The following is a 24,271-nucleotide window of genomic DNA, read 5'->3' as shown; positions in this document are numbered from 1 at the left end:
TTCTCACCTTTCGTCTGCCGGGCAAAGAAATCGTTCTCCACTCAGAACCTTTTGTCTGTCTTGGGCGTCACATTCGCTCGCGCATTCGCGGCATAGAGGGCACCGTACAGCTTTGGCTCAGAGTTTCTTTCTCAGCCCGGGCGCTGTACATTCGCCCACAGCGGAAGTTGGCGTGCAGAAGATTTTTCCAGATCAGCGTCATTTGAGTACCCTCCTTTCTGAATTTCCACTCAACCTACAAGGCGTGTAGTTTTGTTGCTTGCATTATATCCTCCTATACCCACATTGTCAATAGGTTTTATCCGATTTCCTTTCAAAAAGTTTTAAAAAGTCATTCTTTTTCGAAAAATGCAAAAAGATTGCATTTTGGTCTTGCATTTCACTCAGAATGCGTGTATACTCTTTCCTGCGCCTAAAATGCAATCAGGTTGCAATTTAGGCAACTAAAGCAAATTTTCGGCGGAACACACCTTCCCCATACTTTATCATCAATCACGAGGTATCACGATGGAACTTTTTCTGGATGTACTGGCCGAGTCTCTGGTGGACACCGCCAAGATGCTCCCCTTCCTGTTTTTAGCCTATCTCTTTATTGAATATGTGGAGACCCGCCACGGCGAGCGCATCGAGACTCTGCTGGCCGGCGGCGGACGCTGGGGCGCTGTCCCGGGGGCCGTTCTGGGCTGCGTGCCCCAGTGCGGCTTCTCGGCCATCGCATCCAACTTCTACGCCTCCCGCGTCATCACGCTGGGCACGCTGATGGCCGTCTATCTTGCTACCAGCGACGAGGCCATCCCCCTGCTGGTGTCCATGCCCGCCTACTGGGACAAGCTGGCTCTGCTGATGGTCATTAAGGTCGTCTACGCCATCTTTGTGGGCTTTATGCTGGACTTCGTCCTCCGCAAGGCCCTGCCCCGCAGCCTGCGGGGCGGCTACACCGGCCACGCCGATGAGGTAGACTGCCACGAGGAGCACAGCGATGAGCAGGGCCAGCCCCAGCCCATCTGGAAGGCCGCGCTCCGCCACACCCTCGAGATCTTCGTCTTTATCTTCGCCTTCAGCCTTGTGTTCGGCCTCATCGTCGAGGGCGTGGGCGAGGACGTCTTTGCCGCCGTGCTGGGCCGGATGGGCTTTTTCCAGCCGGTGATGGCCGCGCTGGTGGGTCTCGTGCCCAACTGCGCCGCCAGCGTCCTCCTGACCCAGCTCTATGTCGAGGGTGCGCTCCGCTTCTCGAGCCTCGTTGCCGGTCTGTGCACCGGCGCAGGCGTGGGCCTCGCTGTGCTGTGGCGGGCGAACCCCTCGTGGAAGCAGAACCTCTTCATCACCGGTCTGACGTGGGCCTGCGGCGCAGCTGTGGGCGTGGGCATCCAGATCGTGGTCGCGTTTATCGTCTGAGCTTTCTATTTTTCAGCATCCGCATTTCTTCTCTGAACGGGGGAGTGCGGATGTTTTCTTTTATCGTGAAAAAAAGCCTTTCTCTTCACAGCCTTGCCCTCTCTGTCTTTGCTTCGCATTGCCACAGCCCGGGTTGCGGCACCCAGCATCCGCTTCGTGCTCTGAAAGGCACTTGCGTCTTGCTGGCCGCGGCCCCAACAGCTCTTTCCTGTTTCCGCCACTGGCGGCGGTCAGAGCTGTTGCTCCCAAAGGGAGAGGCTTTTAACGGCATATTCTTGAGACAAATCCCCCATTTTGTGATATACTCAGCTCATACAGAAGTATAGTAAGGAGAACACCATGCAGTATAAGATCCTCGCAAGCGATTATGACAACACCCTCGTCCCCTTCGGTGAGAGCCAGCCCCGCCCGGCGGTAGTCAAGGCCGTGAAGAAACTTCAGGCCTCCGGGGGAAAGTTCGTGCTGAGCACCGGCCGGGCATGGTCTGCCATCAACCGGAAAGGCCAGCTGGGCGGCATCCGGTTCGACTACGCCATCACCTGCAACGGTGCCTGTGTCGTGGACCGAAACGGCACCATCGTCGCCGAGCATCCCATGACCAACGAGGAGATGTACGCGCTGGTGGATTTCTGCGAGGATTACAACTATCCGCTGCAATTCAATTTCCGGGACGCATACTATGCTTACTGCGAGTATGAGACGCTCCGCAGCTGTTACACCCAGATGAACAGCGTCGGTCTGGACTGCGTGGACGGCGAAGACCAGGACCGCCACCTCATCGATATGCCCCACGCGGCGTTCTGCCTCTTCCCCGAGGGGGCGCTGGAGCGGTTCCACGAAAAGTACGGCCACCTCGGCCTTCACTTCATGCAGACGGGCGGCCAGCTGCCCGACGGCTCCCACTTCTATGACATCGTGCGGGGTGGGATCGACAAGGGCGCGGGCCTCGCAGACCTCTGCGAGAAGATGGGCCTCTCCCTCGCCGAGGCCGTGGCGGCGGGCGACTCCGCCAATGACGTGGAGATGCTGAAGGCCGCCGGCCTCGGCTGCTGTATGTCCAACGGCACCGACGACGCCAAAGCCGCCGCCGACCGCATCATCGGCGATGTGCGGGAGGACGGTCTTTCCGCCCTCATCGAAGAGCTGTGGTTCGACGGCCCGAGGGCAGAGCCGTCCAGCCGCAACCTCGGCTCTGCGTGGGAGACGATGGAACGATGAGCTTCGCACCGGTCTATTCCGAGAGCAGCCGCGCCCTCATCCTCGGCACATGGCCCAGCCCCAAGAGCCGGGAGATGGCCTTCTATTACGGCCACCCACAGAACCGCTTCTGGCCCATGATGGCCGCCCTCACCGGCGAGCCTGTCCCCGCCCGGGAGGACATCGAGGCCAAAAAGGGCCTCATCCTCCGCCACGGCCTCGCCCTCTGGGACACGCTGGAAAGCTGCACCATCACCGGCGCGTCGGATGCCTCCATCCGGGATGTCGTGCCCAACGACATTGCCTCTCTCTTAGCCAAAGCGCCCATCGAGGCGGTGTTCTGCAACGGGGCCACGGCCCACCGCATCTATACAAAGTATCTGCTGCCGGTGTCCGGCATCCCGGCGGTCAAGTTGCCCAGCACCAGCCCCGCCAACGCCGCCTGCCGCCCCGAAAAGCTGCGGGAGGTCTGGGGCGCGGCCCTCAAAGATTATATAACCGTTTCGAACCTGTAAATTATTCATGAAACGCTTGCGTTTTATGGAGAAAAGGATTTATTATGGAAGAGTACAAGGGGCAGCCGGCCCCTTCGGGAAAGGAGAACCCCCATGAGCAAAGTGATCCGCACCACAAAACCCAGCGTCCTGCCGTGGTATGCGGCGGCGCTGGTGTTCGCGGTGCTGTGTGCCGTGCTGCCGGTCTATAAGCTGTGGGCACTGCTGGTGGCGCTGGGCTGCGCTGGCGCGGCCTTTGGTGCGGCCCAGAAAATCTGCCCGCCCCGGGTGGTGGAGCACGAAGTGCCCTTCCACACCGGCAGCGGCGATGTGGACGAGATGCTGGCCGACATCCAGCAGAAGCTGGACGCCCTCCACGCACTGAACGAGGCTCTGCCCGACCCGGAGCTTTCCGCCGCCATGACCCGGATGGAAAAGGCGGGCCGCTCCATCGTGGAGACGGTGGAGACCAGCCCCGCCAAGGCCAAGCAGGTGCGCCGCTTTGCGAACTACTACCTGCCCGACGCGGTGAACATCCTCGAGCAGTACGCCAGACTCGCCCGTCAGGGCGTGCGGGGCGAAAACGCCGCCGCCATCCGGTCGGAGGTGGAGCACAACGCGGCCTCCATCGCCACCGCATTCGAGAACCAGCTGGATGCGCTGTATGCCGCCGAGAGCATGGATCTCTCGGCAGACCTGACAGTATTGCAGAATATGCTCAAAGGACAAGGGCTGAGTTGAGGCCAAACCTCTCCGTCATCGCTGCGCGATGCCACCTCCCCTATCGAGGGGAGGCCTTGGCATACCGGAAAGTTTCCCTCTTCGCCAGAGGCTCCCCTACAAGGGGCAACGGCGACGACCGCCGCCAGCGGCGGAAACAGGGAGTCGCCGTTGGGGCCGCGGCCAGCAGGATGCAAGCGACAGCGCAGCAGACGCTGGGAGCCGCAACCCGGCCTTGTCTGCGAAGCAGACTGAGAGGTTGTACAGAGCAGGGCCTTTGTTTGTGAATGCATCGTTTTATTGGAAAGGAAGGAATCCCCCATGGCTGACAACACGTTCAATTTCGATCTCGACGCACCCGCAGTCCCCACCCTGACCCTCGACCCGGTGGAAGCCCCTGCGGAAGAAAAGCAGCCGGAGCCTGTTGAGGCCCCCGCGCCCGAGCAGCAGGTCAGGCTGACCCCCGAGGAACAGGCGATGGTGGACTCCTTCGCCCAGAAGATCGACATCACCAACAGCCAGCAGGTGCTCCAGTACGGCTCTGCCTGCCAGAAGAAGATCGGCGACTTCTCGGAGGCAGCCCTTTCTAAGGTGTCCACCAAAGACCTCGGCGAGGTGGGCGGCATGATCACCGACCTCATCGGCGAGCTGAAGAGCTTCGACGCCGCCGAGGAGGAAAAGGGCATCCTCGGCTTCTTCAAGAAAAAGGGCAGTCAGCTCGACAGCATGAAGACCAAGTACAACAAGGCCGAGACGAATGTCGAGACCATCCAGTCTGCCCTCGAGAAGCATCAGGTGCAGCTGCTCAAGGACATCGCCATGCTGGATAAGATGTATGATCTGAACATGGCCTACTTCAAAGAGCTGAGTATGTATATCCTCGCCGGCAAGAAAAAGCTGGCCGATTTCCGCGCAAACGAGCTGCAGCAGGCCATGGATAAGGCCAAGGCCTCCGGCCAGCCCGAGGATGCGCAGAAAGCCCGCGACCTCGCCGACCAGTGCGAGCGGTTCGAGAAAAAGCTCTATGACCTCGAGCTGACCCGCACCATCAGCTTACAAATGGGTCCCCAGATCCGGCTTTTGCAGAACAACAACTCCATGATGGCCGAAAAGATCCAGTCCACCATCGTCAACACCATCCCCCTGTGGAAGAACCAAATGGTGCTGGCGCTGGGTCTGGCACACAGCCAGCAGGCCATGCAGGCCGAGCGCGCCGTCACCGACATGACCAACGAGCTGCTGAAGAAGAACGCCGACGCCCTCAAGATGGGCACCATCGAGACGGCCAAGGAGTCCCAGCGCGGCGTGGTGGACATCGAGACCCTGCAGCAGACCAACAAGAGCCTCATCGAGACGCTGGACGAGCTGAACAAGATCCAGCGCGAGGGCCGCGCAAAGCGTGCCGCCGCCGAGCAGGAGCTGACCCGCATCGAAGATGAGCTGAAACAGAAGATGATGGAGATCCGGAGCTGAAATGGCAAACGCAGATTTTTCCAGACAACCGAATACGACCGGCGGCTTTGACGCTTCCAGCTACCGTGCCGCAAAGCCTGCCGAGGAGGAAGTTCGGCTGACGCCCTTCCAGCAGAAGCTGGCCAACCTTGAAAAAGCTCTGCCCGCCGCGCTGGGCAGGCAGGCCGTGGCCGTCATCCTGAGCATCGTGGTGATGCTGGGGTGCTTTGTCGGCTTTGGCGGAGCGAAGGTCCGGGCCAAGTACGCTGCGGCCAAGGGCTGGTTCTCCACCGGCGTGGCCGCAGACAGCGGCTATACCCTGAATGAGGAATTGACCACACGGCTCAACACGGCCGCCAATATCATCACCACGGCGTCCAATACGCTGGGCGCTGACAGCGCCGAGGTGCAGACGGCTCAGGCCGCGCTGGACTCCTTTTCCGCCTGCCTCGGGGCGGTGCAGTCCGACGGCAAGACCCACGCACTGGACTCTCTGAGCGTTTATACCGGCGGCAGGATGCACATGCTCTACCAGTCGAACGAGGCGCTGGGCACGGCCATCGGCCAGCTCTACGCGAAACTGCAGGAGCAGGCCGCAGACCCCATGGAGATGGGCGCGGTGCAGGGGCAGTACAGCCAGTTCAACAGCGCCCAGACCATCCTCAGCAACCTGCATTATAACGACGCAGTCCAGAGCTATCAAAGCGACGTCGGCGGCTTCCCGGCCAATCTGCTGGGTAGGCTGTTCGGCGTACAGGAGGTGGAACTTTTCGCATGAAGACGATGAAAACGCTCTCCCGCCGGATGGCGGCCCTGTTCCTTGTTGTCGTGGTGAGCCTCACGGCGCTGGCCCCGGCAGCTTCTGCTGCCACCATCCAGCTGCCCAGCCTGCCGAAGGACAAGTGCGTCGTGGACGACGCCGGTGTCCTGAGCGACAGCACCACCACCGAGCTTGAGACCATCAACGCACAGCTCTCGGCCAGCTGTGACGGTGCACAGATCGGCGTACTGACCGTGGATTACACCGGCAGCGCCACCACCGAGGACTACGCCACAGCGGCCTTCAACGCTTGGGGCATCGGCAGCAAGAATAACGGCGTGCTCATCCTGCTGGTGATGCAGTCGGCCCAGTACGCCGACGGCGACTACTACCTGACCTACGGCGACGGCTTCCGCAGCACCATGCTGGCCGATCAGGCAAGCACCCTCGTGCAGACGATGGAGGACGACTTCGCCGCCAAGAAGTACGACGCCGCCGTCCTCACTTGCGCCACCAATGTGGCAAACACCATTGCGGAGGTCTATGGCGTCAGCCTGAACGGTGCCACCATTTCTCCCGACGGAAATGCAGTCCCGAACCCCAGCCATCCGGCACACGCCTCTTTGGGAAACATCATCGGAGGGCTTTTTGAGCTGCTGGCTTATATCATCGTGACCATCGCCCTCTTCTTTGTCTTCATCACCCCCCTCGGCCACTCCTTTGGCTGGTACTGGGGTCCCTTCGGCTGGTTCGGCGCACGGCGGCGCAGAGGCCCCCGTCCTCCGCGCGGCCCTTACGATGACTTCGGCCCCGGCGGCGGTTTCTACGGCGGCGGTCCCCGCGGCCCGAGAGGCCCGCGCGGGCCTCGGCCTCCCCGTGGAGGCGGTTTCGGGGACTTTGGCGGTATGGGCGGCGGCTCCGGTTTCGGCGGAGCTGGCCGCAGCGGCGGCAGCTTTGGCGGCATGGGCGGCGGCAGCAGCCACGGCGGCGGCGCAGGACGCGGACGCTGAACATTTTTTGATTTTGGATCGAGCCACCAGCGCGGCAGATGCGATCTCGTATCACATCTGCCGCGCTGGTGTTATTTTTTGCCTTTTCCTCCTCCGCTTTTCCATCCTCCCGAAACCATGTCTTCCGGAATCTTATGCAAGATAACTGATATATTTCAATACTTTCTTTAAAAAACTAGGGCATTTTTCATCTGCCGTTGAAATTTTGTGAGATCTTTACTATACTTTAGCCATCTTACGGAGCGCACCGCCTGCGAAGGGATGCGTCCTTCAACCCGCACGAAGTGTAAGGAGTATTGTATCATGAAAAAAATCACTCGCCGTCAGTTTCTCACCTCTGCCGGTGCGACCTCTGCCGCACTGCTCCTTTCCAGCCTGCCTCATGCAGCAGCCGCAGACGAGAATTGCCTGCGCAAGGTCACTCCTGCTGCTACCAACTCCAACGACCTGTCTTGGGACATGGCCGAAGAGATCCTGACCCACATTTCTGACCCCGTATTCCCTGCCTACACGGTCAATGTTCTGGACTACGGTGCCGTCCCCAACGACGGTAAACTGGACACCGCAGCCATCCAGCGCGCCATCGATGAGACCAGCGCCCACGGCGGCGGCACGGTCGTCATCCCTTCCGGTGTGTATGACGTCGGCGCCATCACCCTCAAGAGCAATGTCAACCTGCATCTGGAAAGCAAGGACACCATCCTGCGCTTCACCCGGGACATCACCCCGGCCAACTACCCGCTGGTGTTCGCCCACTACGAAGGCTCCAAGCTGTACAACTGGAGCCCGCTGATCTACGCCTATCAGCAGGAGAACATCGCTCTGACCGGCAAGGGTACCCTCGACGGTCAGGCTGACAAGAACAACTGGTGGAACTGGTCCCGTACCGTCAACCCGGACGGCACCATCACCAGACCCAGCAGCGCCGATGCCAAGCTGCTGCGCAAGATGACCGACAATGGCACCCCCGCAGAGGAGCGTATCTTCGGCGAAGGCCACTATCTGCGCCCCAACTTCTACCAGCCCATCGAGTGCACCAACGTCCTGGTCGAGGGCGTCACCATCGCCAACTCTCCCATGTGGGAGCTGAACCCCGTCCTCTGCACCAACTTCACCGCCCGCGGCGTCACCATCGACACCCACGGCTACAACAACGACGGCTGTGACCCCGAAAACTGCAACTACGTCCTGATCGAGAACTGCTTCTTCAACACCGGTGACGACTGCATCGCCGTCAAGGCCGGCCGCAACCGCGATGGCCGTGAGCTGGGCGAGGCCGGTCATCCCACCCAGAACCTCATCATCCGCAACAACACCTTCGCAGACGGCCACGGCGGCATCGCCTGCGGCAGCGAGATGAGCGGCGGCATCAAGAACCTGTTCGCAGACAACAACACCTTCGACAGCCCCACTCTGAACTACGCCCTGCGCTTCAAGACCAACGCAGAGCGCGGCGGCGCTGTGGAGAACATCTATCTGCGCAACTCCAAGGTCAAATCCGTCGGCAACGCCGTCGTCCACGCCACCATGCTGTACGATGTGGGCCGTGATGGTGATTATCTGCCTCAGTTCAAGAACATCACCATCGAGAACCTGACCAGCAGCGGCGGCGAGTACGGCATCTTCATGGAGGCCTTTGAGGAAGTTCCCATCACTGGTCTGGTGTTCCGCAATGTGAACATCTCCAACGTCGGCACCGACATCCGCGCTCTGAACTGGGAAGACCCCGTCATGGAGAACGTGACCATCAACGGCAAGACCTACCCCCGTCCCGTGGAGACCAAGATCCTCGGCGTTCCTGTCCCGGGCCAGCGCATTGAGGGCAGCTCCACCCTGCTGGGCGGCGAAGATACCGACCTGAGCAGCAAGTGGCTGATCTCGGACAGCGCCGACGGCGATTACCATTTCTTCCGCATCCGCCGCAGCTATGCGGTTCCCTCTTATCTGGCCGGAAAGTACATCAAGTTCGTCTCCACCGACCGGAGCGGCAATCAGGACGCCAGCATCCCCTACAAAGTGCTGCGGAGCGCCGAGATCGCCGGCACCACCAATGATGCCGAGCTGCTGCGCGCTGCCTCCAAGGGTTACATCGACGAGAACGACGCACTTGACTTGAACCGCCCCATCACCAAGCGCGAATGCGCCAAGATGCTGGGCAAGCTGTGGAATCTGACCGCCCCGTCTGCACCGGTCACGATCTCCGACGTTCCCGCAAGCGACCCGGATTACGGCGTCATCGCCGCTGTGGTCGAGGCTGGCATGATCGAGCTGAAAGACCCCACCAGCGCCATCGCACAGGGCACTCTGTACAACGCCGGTGTCACCAGCTCTGAAGGTGCAAAGCGCACCGCTTTCCTGCCCGATGCCACCATCGACCGCGACGAGATGGGCCACATCGCTCTGCTGTCCTGCGGCGTGCCTTACAACGAGACGCTGGGCACTCAGCCGAAGTTCGACGACGCCAGCCAGATCGAGTCCGTGTACAAGTCCAACGTGGGTGCCAGCGCCTACTTCGGCTTTGTCACCGCCAAGACCGGCAACAGCTACCTGCCCAAGGAAAAGACCCCTCTGGAAGATCTGATCCGCATCGTGGAGCGCATCTCCGATTTCAACAACAAATAATTTTTTCAGCCTCCTCCTAACTCCTCCCCGCCGGAAGCATCCCGCGTGCTCCCGGCGGGGAGTTTTGTATCCCTGCTGAAACGACGCACAAAAAGGGGCTGTTGCACAAGGATAAAACCCGGTGCAACAGCCCCTTTTTCTTGCTTTCTCAGCATGAATTGGTGTTCTAAAAATCAATATGCTTCATCCGGTTCGGTAGGTGCTGCGGTAATATCGCGGTAGAACGTGGCCCATGCAGCTTCCTCATAGGGGCGCACGAAGAAAAAACCAATGCTCAATGGGATTGCCAGCAGAAGAACAATGGAAATTGCCATCGCTTCCGAACCGGAGAAATTGTTTAGAAATAGGAAATAGCCGGCATACAGTGGCAGCGCACAGAGCAGCTCCCAGCCAATGAAGCTGAGATCCAGACAAAACAGCCGCCATTTGTTGCCGCCCATGATCCGTCGGGATTCTGTGATTGCTTCATTTGCGGTCAGCGAAGGATGCTCGGCCATGATGTAAGGTGTCATCGCATAGCTGTATATTTTCACGATTCCCGGAATCACCAACAGCAGCGACCAGAGGACGATGTACAGTCCCTGCAGGATCTTCATGCAGAAGCCATCCCACAGACGGTCTTTCTGCGAGAACAGATCCGAGAAGGCCGCATCCTTTCCATCCACAAGGTTCAGATTAAAACGAGCATATCCCAGCTGAACTGCACCGCCCACGATCAGTTGGAGGATTGCCCACAGGCCAATGCCGGCAAGCAGAACAGCAAGCAGCCGACCGCCGTTGGGCTGGGAGAACAGTTCAAAATGGATGTCCGTTCCCTGCTTGGAATTGGATGCGATGCTGTTGGAACTGCTCGAAATGGTAGCACCGAGCGCACTGGCGGCAATGCCTGTCAGAACAGCAGTTTTCCATTTTCCGCGCAGGGCATCGAGAGCGAGCATACGATAGTCGGCAGATACTTTCATAAAAGCAACCTCCTGTCTGAAAACGGCAAGGATGTGTGAAAAGGGAGATGATATGCCACTTTAATTTAGATACGTTTGAAGCGTTGAAAAAATTGCGACAGGAATGGAAAAAGCGGATGGTTCGATAGAATCTTTCGCTGATGACACCTTCAAGCGAAAATAACTCTGGCCTTTTTTTACTGAGCGGTCATCTTATTTGATGCAGGTAGCGCAGGGGCTGTAGCCTGCGGCCACAGCCTCGTCGTAGCTGGAGAAGAGGATCTGATTCTTCTCCGCCGGGAGATTCGGGCAGCTGGGCAGGTGGAACTTTTTGCTGTTCACGTTGCCGATGTAGGCCTGCTGGGCGGTGCTGGACGCCGCTGGGTCGGTGGGGTTCAGCTCGGCGTCGGTGGCATAGTGTTCGGTGGCCACCGTGTAGTTCTGTCCGTCGCTGGACACCGTGATGGTTCCCAGAAGGTCGGTGCGGTAGACGTCCACGCCAGCATCCCGCAGGATGCTCAGGGTCTCCTCGTGGGGGTGGCCGTATTTGTTGTTGACCCCGCAGGAGATGATGCCCATCTCGGGCAGGACGGCGTTCAGGAAAACATAGCTCGTAGAGGTGCTGGAACCGTGGTGGCCCACCTGCAAGACGTCCACCTTGAGGTTCGCGCCGCTGGCCACAAGGTCGCGCTCGGCGTCGGCCTCCATATCGCCTGTCAGCAGAAAGCTGGTCGCGCCGTAGTCGATGCGCAGGACGATGGAGGTGTCGTTGGTTTCCTCATACTGGGCCACCGGGCCAAGCATGGTCACGGTGGCGCTGCCCAGCGCCCACTGGGTGCCCACCGTGGGCACCTCGACTTGGAGGTTCTGCTGCTGGGTGTACTTGACGAAGTCCTTGAAGCACTTGGTGGAGGCCTCAGTCACGGGGCTGTAGACGTGGTAGGCCGGGAAGTAGGCCAGCGCAGCGGCCAGACCTCCCACATGGTCCTCGTGGGCGTGGGAGCAGAAGACGTATTCCAGCTGCTCGACCCCCTGACTCTGCAAGTAGGAGACGACCAGACTGCCGTCGTCCACATTGCCGCCGTCATAGAGCATGAACTGTCCGTCGCACTCCACCAAGACACTGAGGGCCTGCCCCACATCGATGAAGTGCATTTGGAAGGCGGCGTCCTGTCCGTCGGCCGGGACGGTCTGGGAGGCGGCAGGGTTCGGGATGAGGTCGGCGCTGCCGCCGGGGAGGGCGGAGGAGGTGTCACAGCCCACAAGGCCCAGCACAAGGGCCGCTGCAAGGGCCAGCGCCGCAAGCCGGCTCATGAGCTTTCGGGCGGTCACTTTTTCTTTTTTGAAGTTTTCCACGATGCGTTCTCTTTCTGTTGATTACTTTTCGGTTTGTGCGCCGGGGCAGAGTGGGGCGCAAAGCGTGCGCCGGGGCTGGGCTGGCGGCCCGCCGGATTGCGGCCCGCCGGGCTGCTGCCCTGCGGCTTCGCGTTTTTGCTGCCCTTGCCTCTGGGCCGGACGGTATAGGTGCCGTCGCCGTGGATGGTCACGTCGGCGGCCTCCGCTCTGCGGGCCGAGCGCTGGACGGCGATGCGGCCCGCAGCGGGCACCAGCAGGGGGATCAGATCCTCCCGGTGGGTCATCTTCAGTGCCTTGATGACCTTTTCCGCGTTGCGCGGCTCATAGTACTGGAGCAGGGCACGCTGCAGGGCCTTGCCCTCGGCGGTCTTTTCCACGAACACAGGCTTGAGGGTGTAGGGGTCGAGGCCGGTGTAGAACATGCAGGTGCTCACCGTGCCGGGGGTGGGATAGAAATCCTGCACCTGCTCGGGGCGCATATGGTTCTTATAAAGGTACTCTGCCAGATAGACGGCATCCTTGAGGGTGCTGCCCGGGTGGCTGGACATGAGGTAGGGCACGAGGTACTGCTTTTTGCCCGCCTTCTTGCTCAGCTCGTAGAACTTGTCCTTGAACTTGTTGAAGGTCTCGATGGGGGGCTTGCCCATGTAGGCGAGGGTGTTGGGGGCGCAGTGCTCGGGCGCGACCTTCAGCTGGCCGGAAACGTGGTACTCCACCAGCTCCTTGAAGAAGGTGTCGTCGGGGTCGGCCATCAGGTAGTCAAAGCGGATGCCGCTGCGGATAAAGACCTTCTTGACGCCGGGCAGCTCCCGGACGCGGCGGAGGATCTTCAGATAGTCGCTGTGGTCCACGATCATGTGAGAGCAGGTGGTGGGGGCAAGACAGTGCTTGCCGCCGCTGCACATACCGCGCAGCATCTGCTCCCGGCAGGACGGGAAGCGGAAGTTGGCCGTCGGGCCGCCGACGTCATGGATGTAGCCCTTGAAATCCGGCTCGTGGGTCATCCGCTCCGCCTCGGCCACGATGCTGTCGGCGCTGCGGCTGGTGACGCGCCGCCCCTGATGCAGCTGGATGGCGCAGAAGTTGCAGCCGCCGAAGCAGCCGCGATTCTGGATGATGGAGAACTGCACCTCGCGGATGGCGGGCACGCCGCCCATGGCCTCGTAGATGGGGTGGTAGCGGCGGGTGTAGGGCAGGGCGTAGACCTTATCCAGCTCCCAGCGGACGAGGGGCTTGGCGGGGATGTTCTGGACGAGGTACTTTTCGCTCTGCTTCTGGACGATGATATTGCCGCTGACGACATCCTGATTGTCCATCTGGATGCGGCAGGCCTTGGCGTAGGCCACCTTATCGGAGGCCACCTTCTTGAAGCCGGCACACTCCACATACCGCTCGGGCAGGTGGTCGAAGTCGGTCATGTAGCAGGTACCATCCACGTCGGTGATGCTCTCCACCGGCTCTCCTGCCGCCAGACGGCGGGCGATCGCCACGGTCTGGTGCTCGCCCATGCCGAAGCTGATGATGTCCGCACCCGAGTCCTCGGCGATGCTGGGCAGGACGGTGTCCAGCCAGTAGTCGTAATGGGCGAATCGGCGCAGCGAGGCCTCGAGGCCGCCCAGAATGACGGGCAGATCGGGGTAAGCCTGCTTTGCAAGTCTGGTGTAGACGGTGGCGCTGCGGTCGGGCCGTGCGCCGCCCTTGCCGCCGGGGGAGTACTCGTCCTCGGCGCGGGGGATCTTGGCGACCGAGTAATGGCTGACCATGCTGTCTACGTTGCCGCCGCCGATGAAGAAACCGTACTTCGGCTTGCCGAACCGCTTGAAGTCCTCGCAGTCGCTGTAGCGGGGCTGGGCCAGCACGCCCACCTTGTAGCCCTCGGCTTCCAGCAGGCGGCTGATGATGGCGGTGCCGAAACTGGGGTGGTCCACATAGGCGTCGCCGCCCACCACCACAAAGTCCAGCTGTTCCCACCCCCGGGCCTCCATGTCGGCCCGGCTGATGGGGAGAAATTCGGTGTAATGTTCCATAGTTATCCTTTATCTCTTTTGTTAAACAATACCTGCCCGGCACGCCAGCGGCTTTTCTAACAGGAAAGCTGGCAAAACTGGAAGGCTTTGACTGAGCGGTCATTCATCCGGCTGATTCATCTGCATCTCCAGCCACTGCTGGCGGCTGATGAGGACAGCACGGGGCTTCGCGCCCTCGTAAGGGCCGATGATGCCTTTTTCTTCCATTTCGTCCATGATGCGGGCGGCGCGGGCGTAGCCCAGCTTGCAGCGGCGCTGCAGAAGGCTCGTAGACGCCTGACCGGCGTCGATGACCACCTCCACAGCCTGCTTGAGCATCGGGTCGCTGCCGCCCTCCTCATCGGAGTCGGCAGAGCCGCTGCCCTTCTTGCCGTCCTGAATGGCGTGTTTTTCCATCGCCTCGATCATGGCCTCGTCGTACTGGACGGTGGCGCTCTTCTTGATGAAGTCCAGCACCCGGCTGATCTCCTCATCCCGCACAAAAGTGCCTTGGATGCGGGTGGGCTTGGGTGCGCCCACCGGCATAAAGAGCATATCACCCATACCCAGCAGCTTTTCGGCACCGGCACCGTCGAGGATGGTGCGGCTGTCCACCTGACTGGACACGGCGAAGGCGATGCGGCTGGGGATATTGGCTTTGATGAGGCCGGTGATGACGTCCACGCTGGGGCGCTGGGTGGCTACGATGAGGTGCATACCGGCCGCTCGGGCCTTCTGGGCGATGCGGCAGATGGAGTCCTCCACATCCTTGCCGACCACCATCATCAGATCGGCCAGCTCGTCGATGATGATGGCGATGTAGGGCATCTTCTCGAGGTTCGGGTCGTTGGCTGCCAGCTTGTTGAAGGATTTGATGTCGCGGACATTGTTCTCGGCAAAGAGGTGGTAGCGGCGCTCCATCTCCTGCACCGCGCCGCCCAGTGCGCCTGCCGCCTTGCGCGGCTCGGTGACGACGGGCATCAGCAGGTGGGGGATGCCGTTATACTCCGCCAGCTCGACCACCTTGGGGTCGATGAGCAGGAGCTTGACGTCCTCGGGGCTGGAACGGAAGAGCAGGCTCATGATGATGCTGTTGACACAGACCGATTTGCCGCTGCCGGTGCTGCCCGCGATGAGCAGATGGGGCATCTTGCACAGGTCGGCCACCTGCGCCACACCGGCGATGTCCTTGCCCAGCGCGATGCCCAGCGGCGAGGTCATCCGCAGGAAGCTCTGGCTCTCGAAGACGCTGCGGATGTAGACCGGCGTTTTCTTGTGGTTGGGCACCTCGATGCCCACGGCGGGCTTGCCGGGGATGGGGGCCTCCATACGGACATCGGCCACCGCGAGGTTCAGGGCGATGTCGTCCGCCAGCGAGGTGATGCGGCTGATCTTGACGCCCGCCATCGGCTGCACCTCATACCGTGTGACCGACGGGCCGCGGGAAATGTCCAGCACACGGGTGCGGACGCCGAAGCTCTCCAGCGTGTCCACCAGCTTCTGGGCGTTGGCCTTCAGCTCATCCTCCGCGCCGGGGTCGCCCTCGTCGGGAGCACGCTCGAACAGCTCGATGGAGGGGTACTGATACTGGAAGCTCTCTTCCGTCTCGGCCTCCTCTGCGGGGGCCTTCGCGGCCTGTTCCTCCGAGACAGCGGGCTTTTCCATGGCCGCCGCCACCAGCGTGTTGAGGTCTTTTTCCTCCACCGGTTCGCTGGTGATGCTGATCCAGCCGTCCTCATCCGGCTCCGAGCGGAAGGCCGCCGCATTCTCGGCACTGACCGGCTGCGGGGCAGCCTCCGGCGCAGGCGTCGGCTCATAGAGCGGGATGCCGAAGGAGAGCGGCGGTTCCGGAGTTTCGGTCTCTTCCACCGGAGCAGCGGGCGTCACGGTCGGCGCGGCAGGCGGTTCCGGCTGGGCCGCAAAGAAATCTTCGGCGGCGGTGTCCACCGCATCCGGCACGATGGGGGTCACGGTGGCGCGGATGGGTGCACGACGGAGCGGGTCCATCCCAAAGGTCCCGCCGGGGCCGAGGATGATCGGCTCGATGGGTTCGCTGCCGCCCTCGGTGACGGTCGTATGGTCCGGGCCGAGGTCGATGTCAAAGGGGGCGCGGGGCCGGGGCTTTTCCACCTGCACCGGGACAGGCTCGGGCTGAGACGGGGCAGGTTCGGCAGGCGCAGGTGCGGCCGGCCCGCCGCCCTGCATCATCTGATGGCCCCAGTGGAAAACGCCCGCCAGCCAGCCGGGAGGCTGGATGTGGAACGCCGGAGCCTCCGGCTCTTCTTCGCTGTAGTCCTCCTCGTCCTCGGGGAAGTCGTCGTCATACCCATCGTACTCCTCCGCTTCGGCCTCTTCTGCCGCGCGGGCCGCAAGGCGCTCGGCACGGCGGGCGGCGTTCTGCTCGTGGACCGCGAGGCCCTTTTCGTGGACGCTGCCGCCCACATTGCAGAGCCACTGCCAGCACTCGGCGGGGGTGATGTCAAAGATGTACAGGCTGGCGCAGGCCGCCAGCGCCGCCATGACCAAGTTGGCGGCAGGCCTGCCGCAGAGCAGCAGGAGCGTCCCGCCCAGCACAGCGCCCAGTGCGCCGCCCGAGAGCCATGCACTCATCCCATTCTGATAGCAGGCGGCGGTCATCTGCGCGGCGGTCTGGTCGGCGGAGATGTCCGAAAAGACGATGACCGTACCGCTGGCGAAGATGAGGCCCAGCATAAGCTTGGCGATGTGGGGCAGGAGATCTTCGCCCCGGGTGTAGAGGATGGCCAGATAGCACAGCGCCGCCCCCACCACAAAGCTTCCACAGCCGAACAGGCCGAACAGAACATCGTGCATCGTGCGCCATGCCGAGCTGCCCGGCACGAAGGCCAGCGCCATAAGCACCAGCCCTGCGAACAGGGTGACAAGCCCCGCTGGCATCCGGTCCTGCGACCGTTTTTTGCGGCGCGAGGCGCTGCCCCGCGCGGAAGTTCTGCGTTTTCTTTTTGCCATGATCCCTAAAACCCGTTCCTTATCCTATATATAGAAGCAGGGCGCGCCCGAGGCGGCTCTGTCGGTGACGATGGAAGAATCCCGATACTATTCGATTCTTTCATTGTACCACGGGAAAAGTCAAATGGCAATTTATTTCCCCTCGATTTCTCGGTAGAGCCACGCCAGCGCATCCGACAGCCCGCCCAGCTCGTCGATGAGCTTTTCCCGCACGGCTTTCCGGCCGTCCAGCACGGTACCCACATCCATGACCAGCTCGCCGGTGCGCATCATCAGCTCGGTGTACCGCTTTTCCGAGATGCCGCTGTGGGCCGCGACGAAGCCGGTGATCCGCTCCTGCATCTGCTCGAACCAGCGCATGGTCTGGGGCACGCCCAAGATCATCCCCGAGTGGCGGACGGGGTGGACCGTCATGGTGGCGGTGGGCACGATGAAACTCCGCTGGGCGCTGACGGCCAGCGGGATGCCGATGGAGTGGCCTCCGCCCAGCACCACCGCCGCACTGGGCTTCGAGATGCTGGCGATGAGTTCGGCCAGCGCAAGCCCTGCCTCCACATCTCCGCCCACGGTGTTGAGCAGCACCAGCAGCCCCTCGATGGCAGGGTCTTCCTGCACAGCCACCAGCTGGGGGATGACGTGCTCATACTTGGTGGTCTTCTGGCCCTGCGGAGCTTCCACATGGCCCTCCACCTGCCCGATGACAGTCAGACAGTGGATGGCGTGAGCGCCCCGGGTGCGGTAGATGCTGCCCATGTCCTCGATCTGCTCTTTTTCCAATCGCTGCTGCTCCACGGGGATATTTTTCTCTTCCTGTGCCATTCTCTGCGCCCTCCTTTTTGCTTCATTTCAGCTTGTCCGGCATTCCTGTCGGTTATGCTTCGGCAAAGATTTCTTTGCTTTTGCAAAAAATTGCGCCAAAGGATTTGACATTCTCGCTTCCCGATGTATACTTTATACTAGAGATAAGATTGTCAAATAAGTATCATTATTGTACGAAAAAGTACACATTTATTCCTTGCCGGAGCGCCCTGCCGCTGCGCACCTCTCCCCCGGCGATCCTGCGGACAAAAAGAAAGGAGAACTCCCTATGAATACTCCCGGCAAAGCTTCCCTGCCCGTCATCAAGCGCCTGCCCAAATACTATCGCTACCTGCGCACCCTGAAAAACGACGGCATCACCAGCATCTCGTCCCGCGAGCTGGCCGCCCAGATGGGCACCACCGCCTCGCAGGTGCGGCAGGACTTCAACTGCATCGGCGATGTGAATGGCCGTCAAGGCATCGGCTATTCGGTAGAGAACCTGCTGAACATCCTTGAGGACCTGCTCTTCGGCAACGGTGACCGTCTGACCACCATCCTCATCGGCTGCGGCCGTCTGGGCAAGGCCGTGAGCCGCTTTATCACCACCGACACCAACGGCTATAAGCTCATCGCCGCCTTCGACAACGCCCCCGACGAGGTTGGCAAGGAGATCAACGGCATCCAGATCCTCCACATCGATGAGCTGGAGACGTTCTGCGCCGAGCATCACCCCGAGGTGGCCGTCCTCTGTCTGCCCCGCAGCGGCGCAGAGGAGATCAGTGGCCGTCTGGTGGCGCTGGGGATCCAGGGCTTCTGGAACTTCTCCCACTACGACCTGTCAGTGTCCTACCCCGATGTCGTCGTGGAGAACGTCCATCTCGGCGACAGCCTGATGAGCCTCGGCTACCGGCTGCGCAATCAGGACTGAGCCATCTTACTGCAAAATGCCGACCCTCTCCGTCAGGCTCTGGCTGGGAGGGTCCTTTCATGAGGAGATTTTTTCGACATGGCAAAGCTTTATTTCCGTTACGGCGCAATGAACAGCGGCAAGAGCACCGCGCTGATGCAGGTGGCCCACAACTATGAGGAGCAGGGGATGCGGGTGTTCATCCTCAAACCGAAGGTGGACACCAAGGGCAGCGGCGACCTCGTGAGCCGTCTGGGCGTCCGCCGCCCCGCCGACCTGCTGGTGCCGCCGGATATGGACCTCGTGGAGGCCGTCCGGGCCGCCAGCAGCGAGGGCAAGCCTCTGGCCTGTGTGCTCTGCGACGAGAGCCAGTTCTTTACCGCCGCACAGGCCGAGCAGCTGTTCATGGTGACGGTGGATCTGAACATCCCGGTCATCTGCTACGGCCTGCGCTCCGACTTCTCCCTCAAGGGCTTCCCCGGCTCCACCCGTCTGCTGGAGCTGGCCCACACCATCGAGGAGATGAAGACCATCTGCGCCTGCGGCCGCAAGGCCACCTGCAACTGCCGCAAGGTCAACGGCCGCTTCGTCTTTGAGGGCGAGCAGGTGGCCATCGACCTTCAGAACGACGTTCAGTACGTCAGCATGTGCCCCCAGTGCTATTTCCGGGAGCGCCGCGCTTTCTATGCCGCCCGCCGATGATCGTTTTCCCTGATTTCATGCCGTCCGCACGCCGGGCGGCATTTTTTGTATCTTTTCTTCATCCGTGATATATCAGCCAAGGCCCGATTCGCACGTTTTTTGCGCTATTGATATATCAGTTCATGGCCGGAAGTTTCTGTCATCGTCGCTTTTGATGTATACAACGTCCATTCGGCAAAATATGACTTGGTTACAAAATTCTTGCAAATCCGGCCATTCTTTCCCTGTTGCATCCCAGTTTTCTATGCAAATCGTTGAAGTATACAAGTTGCACAGTTTTTGGCCTCAAGTTTATTCATTATGGCAATGACGTCAAAACCGTGCAAAAAATAAGCGCAATATTTGTTCGTTTTCCGCCGCTATCCCTACAATTTGCATCTTTCTTTTTCTTCTTGCCTTTGGTATCATATTTGTATACAACGGATGCTTTGCAGAGGCGTCCGTGCAAGCAGTTGTTTTTTTACATTAGGAGGAGAACGAAAATGAGCAAGGCAATTTCTCGTCGTGACTTTCTGAAGGTCTCCGGCGCTGTGGGCGCTGCCGGCCTTCTGGCCGCATGCGGCGGCTCTGGCAACGCTGGCTCTACCGCCACTTCTACTGCTGCTTCCGCAGCATCCGTGGCCGGCCTGTCTTCTGACCCCGTCACCCTGACCATGAGCTGGTGGGGCGGCGAGTCTCGTCACAACGCCTATCAGGAGGCCATCAAGGCTTTCATGGCCAAGAACAGCACCATCACCATCAACCCCACCTTCGCTGCATGGTCCGGCTGGGAGGATACCATGTCCACCAAGTTCGCAGGCGGCGTCGCTGAGGATGTCTGCCAGATCAACTGGAACTGGCTGTACAACTATTCTAAGAGCGGCCAGACCTTCATCGACCTGAACAGCGTCACGGATTACCTCGACCTGACCCAGTGGGATGAGGCCAAGCTGGCTGCCTGCAATGTGGCAAATGCTCAGCAGTGCGTGCCCGTCTCCATGACTGGCCGTATCTTCTACTGGAACAAGACCACCTTCGACAAGGCCGGCATCTCCTACCCCACTACTCTGGACGAGCTGATGGCTGCCGGCAAGACCTTCCAGGAGAAGCTGGGCGATGACTACTATCCCCTGCATCTGGGCGCATACGACCGTATGATCCTGATGGTCTTCTACCTTGAGTCCAAGTACGGCAAGGACTGGGCAGACCCCACCACCTCCACCCTGAACTACGACGCTGACCAGATCGCCGAGGGCATCGACTTCATCAAGAGCCTCGTCGATGGCCACGTCATCATGAGCCTGCCCACCTACTACGGCTCCAACGGCGATAACGCTGCTCACCAGTCCAACGAGTGGATCACCGGCAAGCTGGCTGGCTGCTTCGAGTGGGACTCCTCCGCTACCAAGTACGCTGACGCTCTGGACGAAGAGAACAAGGCTGGCTTCACCGTCGGCGACGAGATCAAGTTCGGCGATTACAACGGCGGCTTCTCCAAGGTCTCCATGGGTCTGGCCATCACCAAGACCTGCGCACACCCCGCAGAAGCAGCTACCCTCATCAACTTCCTGCTGAACGAGGAAGAGGGCGCTTCCATCATGGGTTCTGAGTGCGGCATCCCCGCTTCCAAGGCTGGTCTGGCTGCTGCTCAGGCTGCCGGCGCTGTCAAGGAGCTGGTCGCTGAGGCAAACGGCAAGGTCATGGCCTTCGTTTCCAACCAGCTCGACCCCCTGTTCGAGTCCAACGACCTGAAGGCTACCGGCACCGGCGTCTATCAGGAGGTCTTCGACTCTCTGGATTACGACAACGTCTCCGGCGCTGATCTGGTCGATACCCTGCTGGACGGCATGGACGCAGTCGGCTATACCGTCTAATTTCCGCCTCACAGACCTCTCGCGGCCCGCGCACGCGCGGTGTTCGTACGGGCCGCACCGCATAAAAGGGTCTTGCAAGGGGGCATCCTTTCCACCTACGGACGGATGCCCCTTTTTCGCAAGACAGCGATGACATTTTTTTGACAAAAGTATGTCCAAATGATTGCGGTGCACGAGAGATTATCCTTATAAAAGGAGGATTCCCGGATGAAAGAAAGCAAAGCGCCCTCTATCGGGCGTACCCCGGCCCAGAAGTTCATTGACAAATGGCAGGGCCTGTTCTATCTGATCCCTTGGATCATCGGCTTCGTCGTCTTCAAGGCCATCCCGTTCGGCCAGTCTCTGTACTACAGCTTTACGGATATGGACTTCTTCAACGGCATCCATCAGTACGGCATCATGAACTATGTGGACGCCTTCTCCACCCCCAAGATCACCAAGGCGCTCATCACCACCTTCAAGTACAGCTTCATCACGGTGCCCCTGAAGCTGGTGTTCGCACTGTTCATCGCCTACATCCTGAACTTCAAGATCGCCTGCGTGAACCTGTTCCGCACCGTCTACTACATTCCTTCCATCCTCGGCGGCTCTGTTGCCATCGCCGTGCTGTGGAAGGCGGTCTTCCGCGATGACGGTCTGGTCAACACTCTGATCCGTATCCTGACCTTCGGTCATTTTCAGGGCCCCTCTTGGCTGAGTGACCCCAGCTACGCACTGTGGATCATCTGCTTCCTGCGTATCTGGCAGTTCGGCTCCGCCATGGTGTTGTTCCTCGCCGCCCTGAAGGGCGTGCCCGCCGACCTGTACGAGGCTGCCACCATCGACGGCGCAGGCAAGTGGCGTCAGTTCTTCTCCATCACCGTTCCGATGATCACTCCCATTATCTTCTACAATCTGGTCACTCAGATCTGCCAGGCTTTCCAGGAGTTCAATGGCCCGTTCATCATCACCAACGGCGGTCCCCGCGGTTCCACCACCCTCATCTCCATTCTGGTCTACAACTACGCATTCAAGTCCAACCAGATGGGCATGGCTTCCGCACTGGCATGGATCATGTTCGTTATCGTCTGCATCCTGACGATCATCGCCTTCACCAGCCAGAAGAAGTGGGTCTACTACTCGGATGAAAGGTAAGGTGTGACAGTATGGGAATGAAAGCTTCTAACGCCATTGCGACGTTTTTCAAGTACTTTGTCCTGATCCTGGTGGGCCTCATCATGATCTATCCCCTGCTGTGGATGATCAGCGCCACCTTTAAGGACAACAGCGAGATCTTTGCAGGCATCGGCCTGTGGATCAAGAACCCCACTCTGGAGGGCTACAAGAACGCGCTGAACAACTTCGGCGGTTCCATCAACATCCTGCAGGCCATGCTGAACACTTACAGCTACGTCCTGCCCAAGGTCGTCTGCACCGTGGTCTCTGCCTGCATCGCAGCCTACGGCTTCGGCCGCTTCGATTTCCCGGGCCGGAAGATCCTGTTCAGCATCATGCTGGCCACCCTGTTCCTGCCTCAGGTCGTCCTGAACGTGCCTCAGTTCCTGCTGTACACCAAGTTCGGCTGGGTCAACAGCCCGTTCTATCTGGCCATCTGGGTCCACTGCGCATTCGCAACGGAGACCTACTTCGTCTACCAGCTGGTGCAGTTCATGCGCAACGTCCCCCGCGATCTGGACGAGGCTGCCGCCATCGACGGCTGCTCCTCCTTCCAGGCCCTGTACAAGGTCATCGTCCCGATGCTGATGCCCGCTCTGGTGTCCTGCGCACTGTTCCAGTTCATGTGGAGCTGCAACGACTTCATGGGTCCCCTGCTTTACGTCCAGACTCCTGCAAAGTACCCCATGTCCCTGTTCGTCAAGCTGTCCATGGACGGTGATACGGGCTTTGCTTGGAACCGTATTCTGGCCCTGTCCCTGATCTCCATCCTGCCGCAGCTCATCGTGTTCTTCTGCGCACAGGATCAGTTCGTCGAAGGTATCTCCGCTGGCGCGGTCAAAGGCTAAGCTGACGCCCCCGCTGCTCGGATAACTCCAGACAAACACGAATGCCCCCTGTGCCTCTTCCCGTAGAGAGGATGCAGGGGGCATTTCTAATGTCAAAGGCTCTCCCCTTGGGAGAGGCTTTTGAGGCTCGCTATTTCCTGCTCTTCCGATATTGCAGCGGCCCGACTCCCATCGTCTCCCGGAAAACGCGGCGGAAGTGGGCCGCAGAGGCAAAGCCGGTCTGCTCCGCCACGCTGCCGATGCTCAGCTCTGTCGTTTCCAGAAGCTTCTGGGCCGCCTCGATGCGGCGGGCGTTGATATAGTCCACGATGGACTGCCCCGTCACCCGCCGGAACAACCGGCTCAGGTAGTAGGGCGAGATGTAGAACCGCGCCGCCACCTCGGTGAGGGAGAACTTCTGCTGGTAGTTGGCCGCGAGATAGGCGCAGATCTGCTCCACCGTCTCGTTGCGGGGGCGGGCGTCGGCGGCGCTCTGTGCCCGGTGCTCCTGCTCCACATAGTGGAGCGTCAGCGCCAGATACAGCCCGCCCGGATACTCCGGCTCCCCCATTGCGCTCCGCATCATCTCCAGCAGCGTCCGCAGGCGGCTGGCCCACTGGACGCTGCCGTAAAGGGCCATCTGGCTGCCCGGCGCAAAGAGGCGGAGAAAATCTTCGCCGGTGGCGTTCTTCATCTCATGGAGCGCCGTCAGCGGAAACCCGCATCCCAGCATCTCGGGCAGGGCATGACCGGCCTGTGACACCACCCATGCCCCCGGCCCCAGCAGCAGCACACAGCCGGGGCTGACCAGCAGGGCTGTGTCCCCACACCGGACGGTACAGCTGCCGCCCGAAAACAGGATGATATGGCACGACTCCGCAGGCAGTTCGAGCTGCCCGCTGGTCATTCGGAGTGACCCCGCCGTGATCTTTGCATTGAGTTTTTCCCGTTCGGCCCGCATTGTCCTTCTCCCTTCTGCTTTGCCTGCCCGCTCCGGGCAGTGCTTCTATCTCTTCTATCCCCAGTGTACCATGCCCGCCCTCTGCGGGCAAGCCGCAAATCGACGCAAATAACTCAGGAGGCTG

20 protein-coding genes are annotated in these 24,271 nt (G+C 60.4%); 13 read left to right on the top strand and 7 right to left on the bottom strand.

The genetic code is table 11. The features are described from left to right. Positions 1–67: 67 nt before the first annotated feature. Complete coding sequence (locus LKD23_RS12870) at positions 68–202, bottom strand: hypothetical protein (RefSeq protein ID WP_255668139.1); 135 nt, start codon at positions 200–202, stop codon at positions 68–70. 305 nt (positions 203–507) lie between these two features. Between LKD23_RS12870 and LKD23_RS06220 the strand changes: the two genes are divergently transcribed. From LKD23_RS06220 to LKD23_RS06185, 8 genes are all read left to right on the top strand, one after another. Next, positions 508–1,395: a putative manganese transporter gene (locus LKD23_RS06220; RefSeq protein WP_227620923.1), complete on the top strand. Its 888-nt coding sequence runs from the start codon at positions 508–510 to the stop codon at positions 1,393–1,395. 339 nt (positions 1,396–1,734) lie between these two features. Beyond that, positions 1,735–2,613 carry an HAD family hydrolase gene (locus LKD23_RS06215; protein WP_227620922.1) on the top strand — a complete coding sequence of 293 codons (879 nt, stop codon included), beginning with the start codon at positions 1,735–1,737 and terminating at the stop codon, positions 2,611–2,613. Continuing rightward, a complete protein-coding gene (locus tag LKD23_RS06210; protein ID WP_227620921.1) occupies positions 2,610–3,107 on the top strand; it encodes a DNA-deoxyinosine glycosylase in 498 nt (165 codons plus the stop codon). The genes LKD23_RS06215 and LKD23_RS06210 overlap by 4 nt, the downstream gene beginning before the upstream one ends. A gap of 93 nt (positions 3,108–3,200) precedes the next feature. Continuing rightward, positions 3,201–3,827, top strand: coding sequence for a 5-bromo-4-chloroindolyl phosphate hydrolysis family protein (locus tag LKD23_RS06205; RefSeq protein WP_227620920.1), 627 nt, complete (start codon positions 3,201–3,203; stop codon positions 3,825–3,827). Between the two features lie 300 nt (positions 3,828–4,127). Beyond that, complete coding sequence (locus LKD23_RS06200) at positions 4,128–5,279, top strand: toxic anion resistance protein (RefSeq protein ID WP_227620919.1); 1,152 nt, start codon at positions 4,128–4,130, stop codon at positions 5,277–5,279. Between the two features lies 1 nt (position 5,280). Further along, positions 5,281–6,036, top strand: a complete 756-nt coding sequence (locus LKD23_RS06195; protein ID WP_227620918.1) for a LemA family protein — start codon at positions 5,281–5,283, stop codon at positions 6,034–6,036. Further along, positions 6,033–7,028 carry a TPM domain-containing protein gene (locus LKD23_RS06190; protein WP_227620917.1) on the top strand — a complete coding sequence of 332 codons (996 nt, stop codon included), beginning with the start codon at positions 6,033–6,035 and terminating at the stop codon, positions 7,026–7,028. The genes LKD23_RS06195 and LKD23_RS06190 overlap by 4 nt, the downstream gene beginning before the upstream one ends. A 303-nt stretch (positions 7,029–7,331) precedes the next feature. Continuing rightward, positions 7,332–9,650, top strand: a complete 2,319-nt coding sequence (locus tag LKD23_RS06185) for a glycosyl hydrolase family 28 protein (RefSeq protein ID WP_227620916.1) — start codon at positions 7,332–7,334, stop codon at positions 9,648–9,650. A gap of 173 nt (positions 9,651–9,823) precedes the next feature. On the opposite strand, the gene LKD23_RS06180 is transcribed toward LKD23_RS06185, so the two are convergent. The 5 genes from LKD23_RS06180 to LKD23_RS06160 form a co-directional block, all read right to left on the bottom strand. Further along, positions 9,824–10,612 carry a DUF975 family protein gene (locus LKD23_RS06180; RefSeq protein WP_227620915.1) on the bottom strand — a complete coding sequence of 263 codons (789 nt, stop codon included), beginning with the start codon at positions 10,610–10,612 and terminating at the stop codon, positions 9,824–9,826. 192 nt (positions 10,613–10,804) lie between these two features. Continuing rightward, entirely contained in the window at positions 10,805–11,947 is a 1,143-nt protein-coding gene (locus tag LKD23_RS06175) for an MBL fold metallo-hydrolase (RefSeq protein WP_227620914.1), read from the bottom strand. Further along, positions 11,920–13,974 carry a YgiQ family radical SAM protein gene (locus tag LKD23_RS06170; RefSeq protein ID WP_227620913.1) on the bottom strand — a complete coding sequence of 685 codons (2,055 nt, stop codon included), beginning with the start codon at positions 13,972–13,974 and terminating at the stop codon, positions 11,920–11,922. Before LKD23_RS06170 ends, LKD23_RS06175 begins: the two co-directional genes overlap by 28 nt. A gap of 99 nt (positions 13,975–14,073) precedes the next feature. Then, positions 14,074–16,941: a DNA translocase FtsK gene (locus tag LKD23_RS06165; RefSeq protein WP_227620912.1), complete on the bottom strand. Its 2,868-nt coding sequence runs from the start codon at positions 16,939–16,941 to the stop codon at positions 14,074–14,076. A gap of 132 nt (positions 16,942–17,073) precedes the next feature. Continuing rightward, positions 17,074–17,760, bottom strand: a complete 687-nt coding sequence (locus LKD23_RS06160) for a ClpP family protease (protein WP_227620911.1) — start codon at positions 17,758–17,760, stop codon at positions 17,074–17,076. Between the two features lie 268 nt (positions 17,761–18,028). Between LKD23_RS06160 and LKD23_RS06155 the strand changes: the two genes are divergently transcribed. The 5 genes from LKD23_RS06155 to LKD23_RS06135 all read left to right on the top strand — a co-directional run bounded on the left by LKD23_RS06155 (position 18,029) and on the right by LKD23_RS06135 (position 23,207). Further along, positions 18,029–18,670 carry a redox-sensing transcriptional repressor Rex gene (locus tag LKD23_RS06155; RefSeq protein WP_227620910.1) on the top strand — a complete coding sequence of 214 codons (642 nt, stop codon included), beginning with the start codon at positions 18,029–18,031 and terminating at the stop codon, positions 18,668–18,670. A gap of 78 nt (positions 18,671–18,748) precedes the next feature. Further along, positions 18,749–19,351 carry a thymidine kinase gene (locus LKD23_RS06150; RefSeq protein WP_227620909.1) on the top strand — a complete coding sequence of 201 codons (603 nt, stop codon included), beginning with the start codon at positions 18,749–18,751 and terminating at the stop codon, positions 19,349–19,351. A gap of 482 nt (positions 19,352–19,833) precedes the next feature. Then, a complete protein-coding gene (locus LKD23_RS06145) occupies positions 19,834–21,204 on the top strand; it encodes an ABC transporter substrate-binding protein (RefSeq protein WP_227620908.1) in 1,371 nt (456 codons plus the stop codon). Positions 21,205–21,411: 207 nt separating this feature from the next. Further along, complete coding sequence (locus LKD23_RS06140; RefSeq protein WP_227620907.1) at positions 21,412–22,338, top strand: carbohydrate ABC transporter permease; 927 nt, start codon at positions 21,412–21,414, stop codon at positions 22,336–22,338. A gap of 17 nt (positions 22,339–22,355) precedes the next feature. Continuing rightward, positions 22,356–23,207: a carbohydrate ABC transporter permease gene (locus LKD23_RS06135; protein WP_438359807.1), complete on the top strand. Its 852-nt coding sequence runs from the start codon at positions 22,356–22,358 to the stop codon at positions 23,205–23,207. A gap of 130 nt (positions 23,208–23,337) precedes the next feature. On the opposite strand, the gene LKD23_RS06130 is transcribed toward LKD23_RS06135, so the two are convergent. Beyond that, the gene (locus LKD23_RS06130) at positions 23,338–24,147 is read right to left on the bottom strand and encodes an AraC family transcriptional regulator (protein WP_227620905.1); all 810 of its coding nucleotides are present in this window, start codon (positions 24,145–24,147) and stop codon (positions 23,338–23,340) included. Between the last annotated feature and the right edge of the window lie 124 nt (positions 24,148–24,271).

The sequence above is a fragment of the Faecalibacterium butyricigenerans genome (assembly GCF_020687345.1).
Classification (GTDB): domain Bacteria; phylum Bacillota; class Clostridia; order Oscillospirales; family Ruminococcaceae; genus Faecalibacterium; species Faecalibacterium butyricigenerans.
This window is presented reverse-complemented; position numbering and strand designations above follow the sequence as displayed.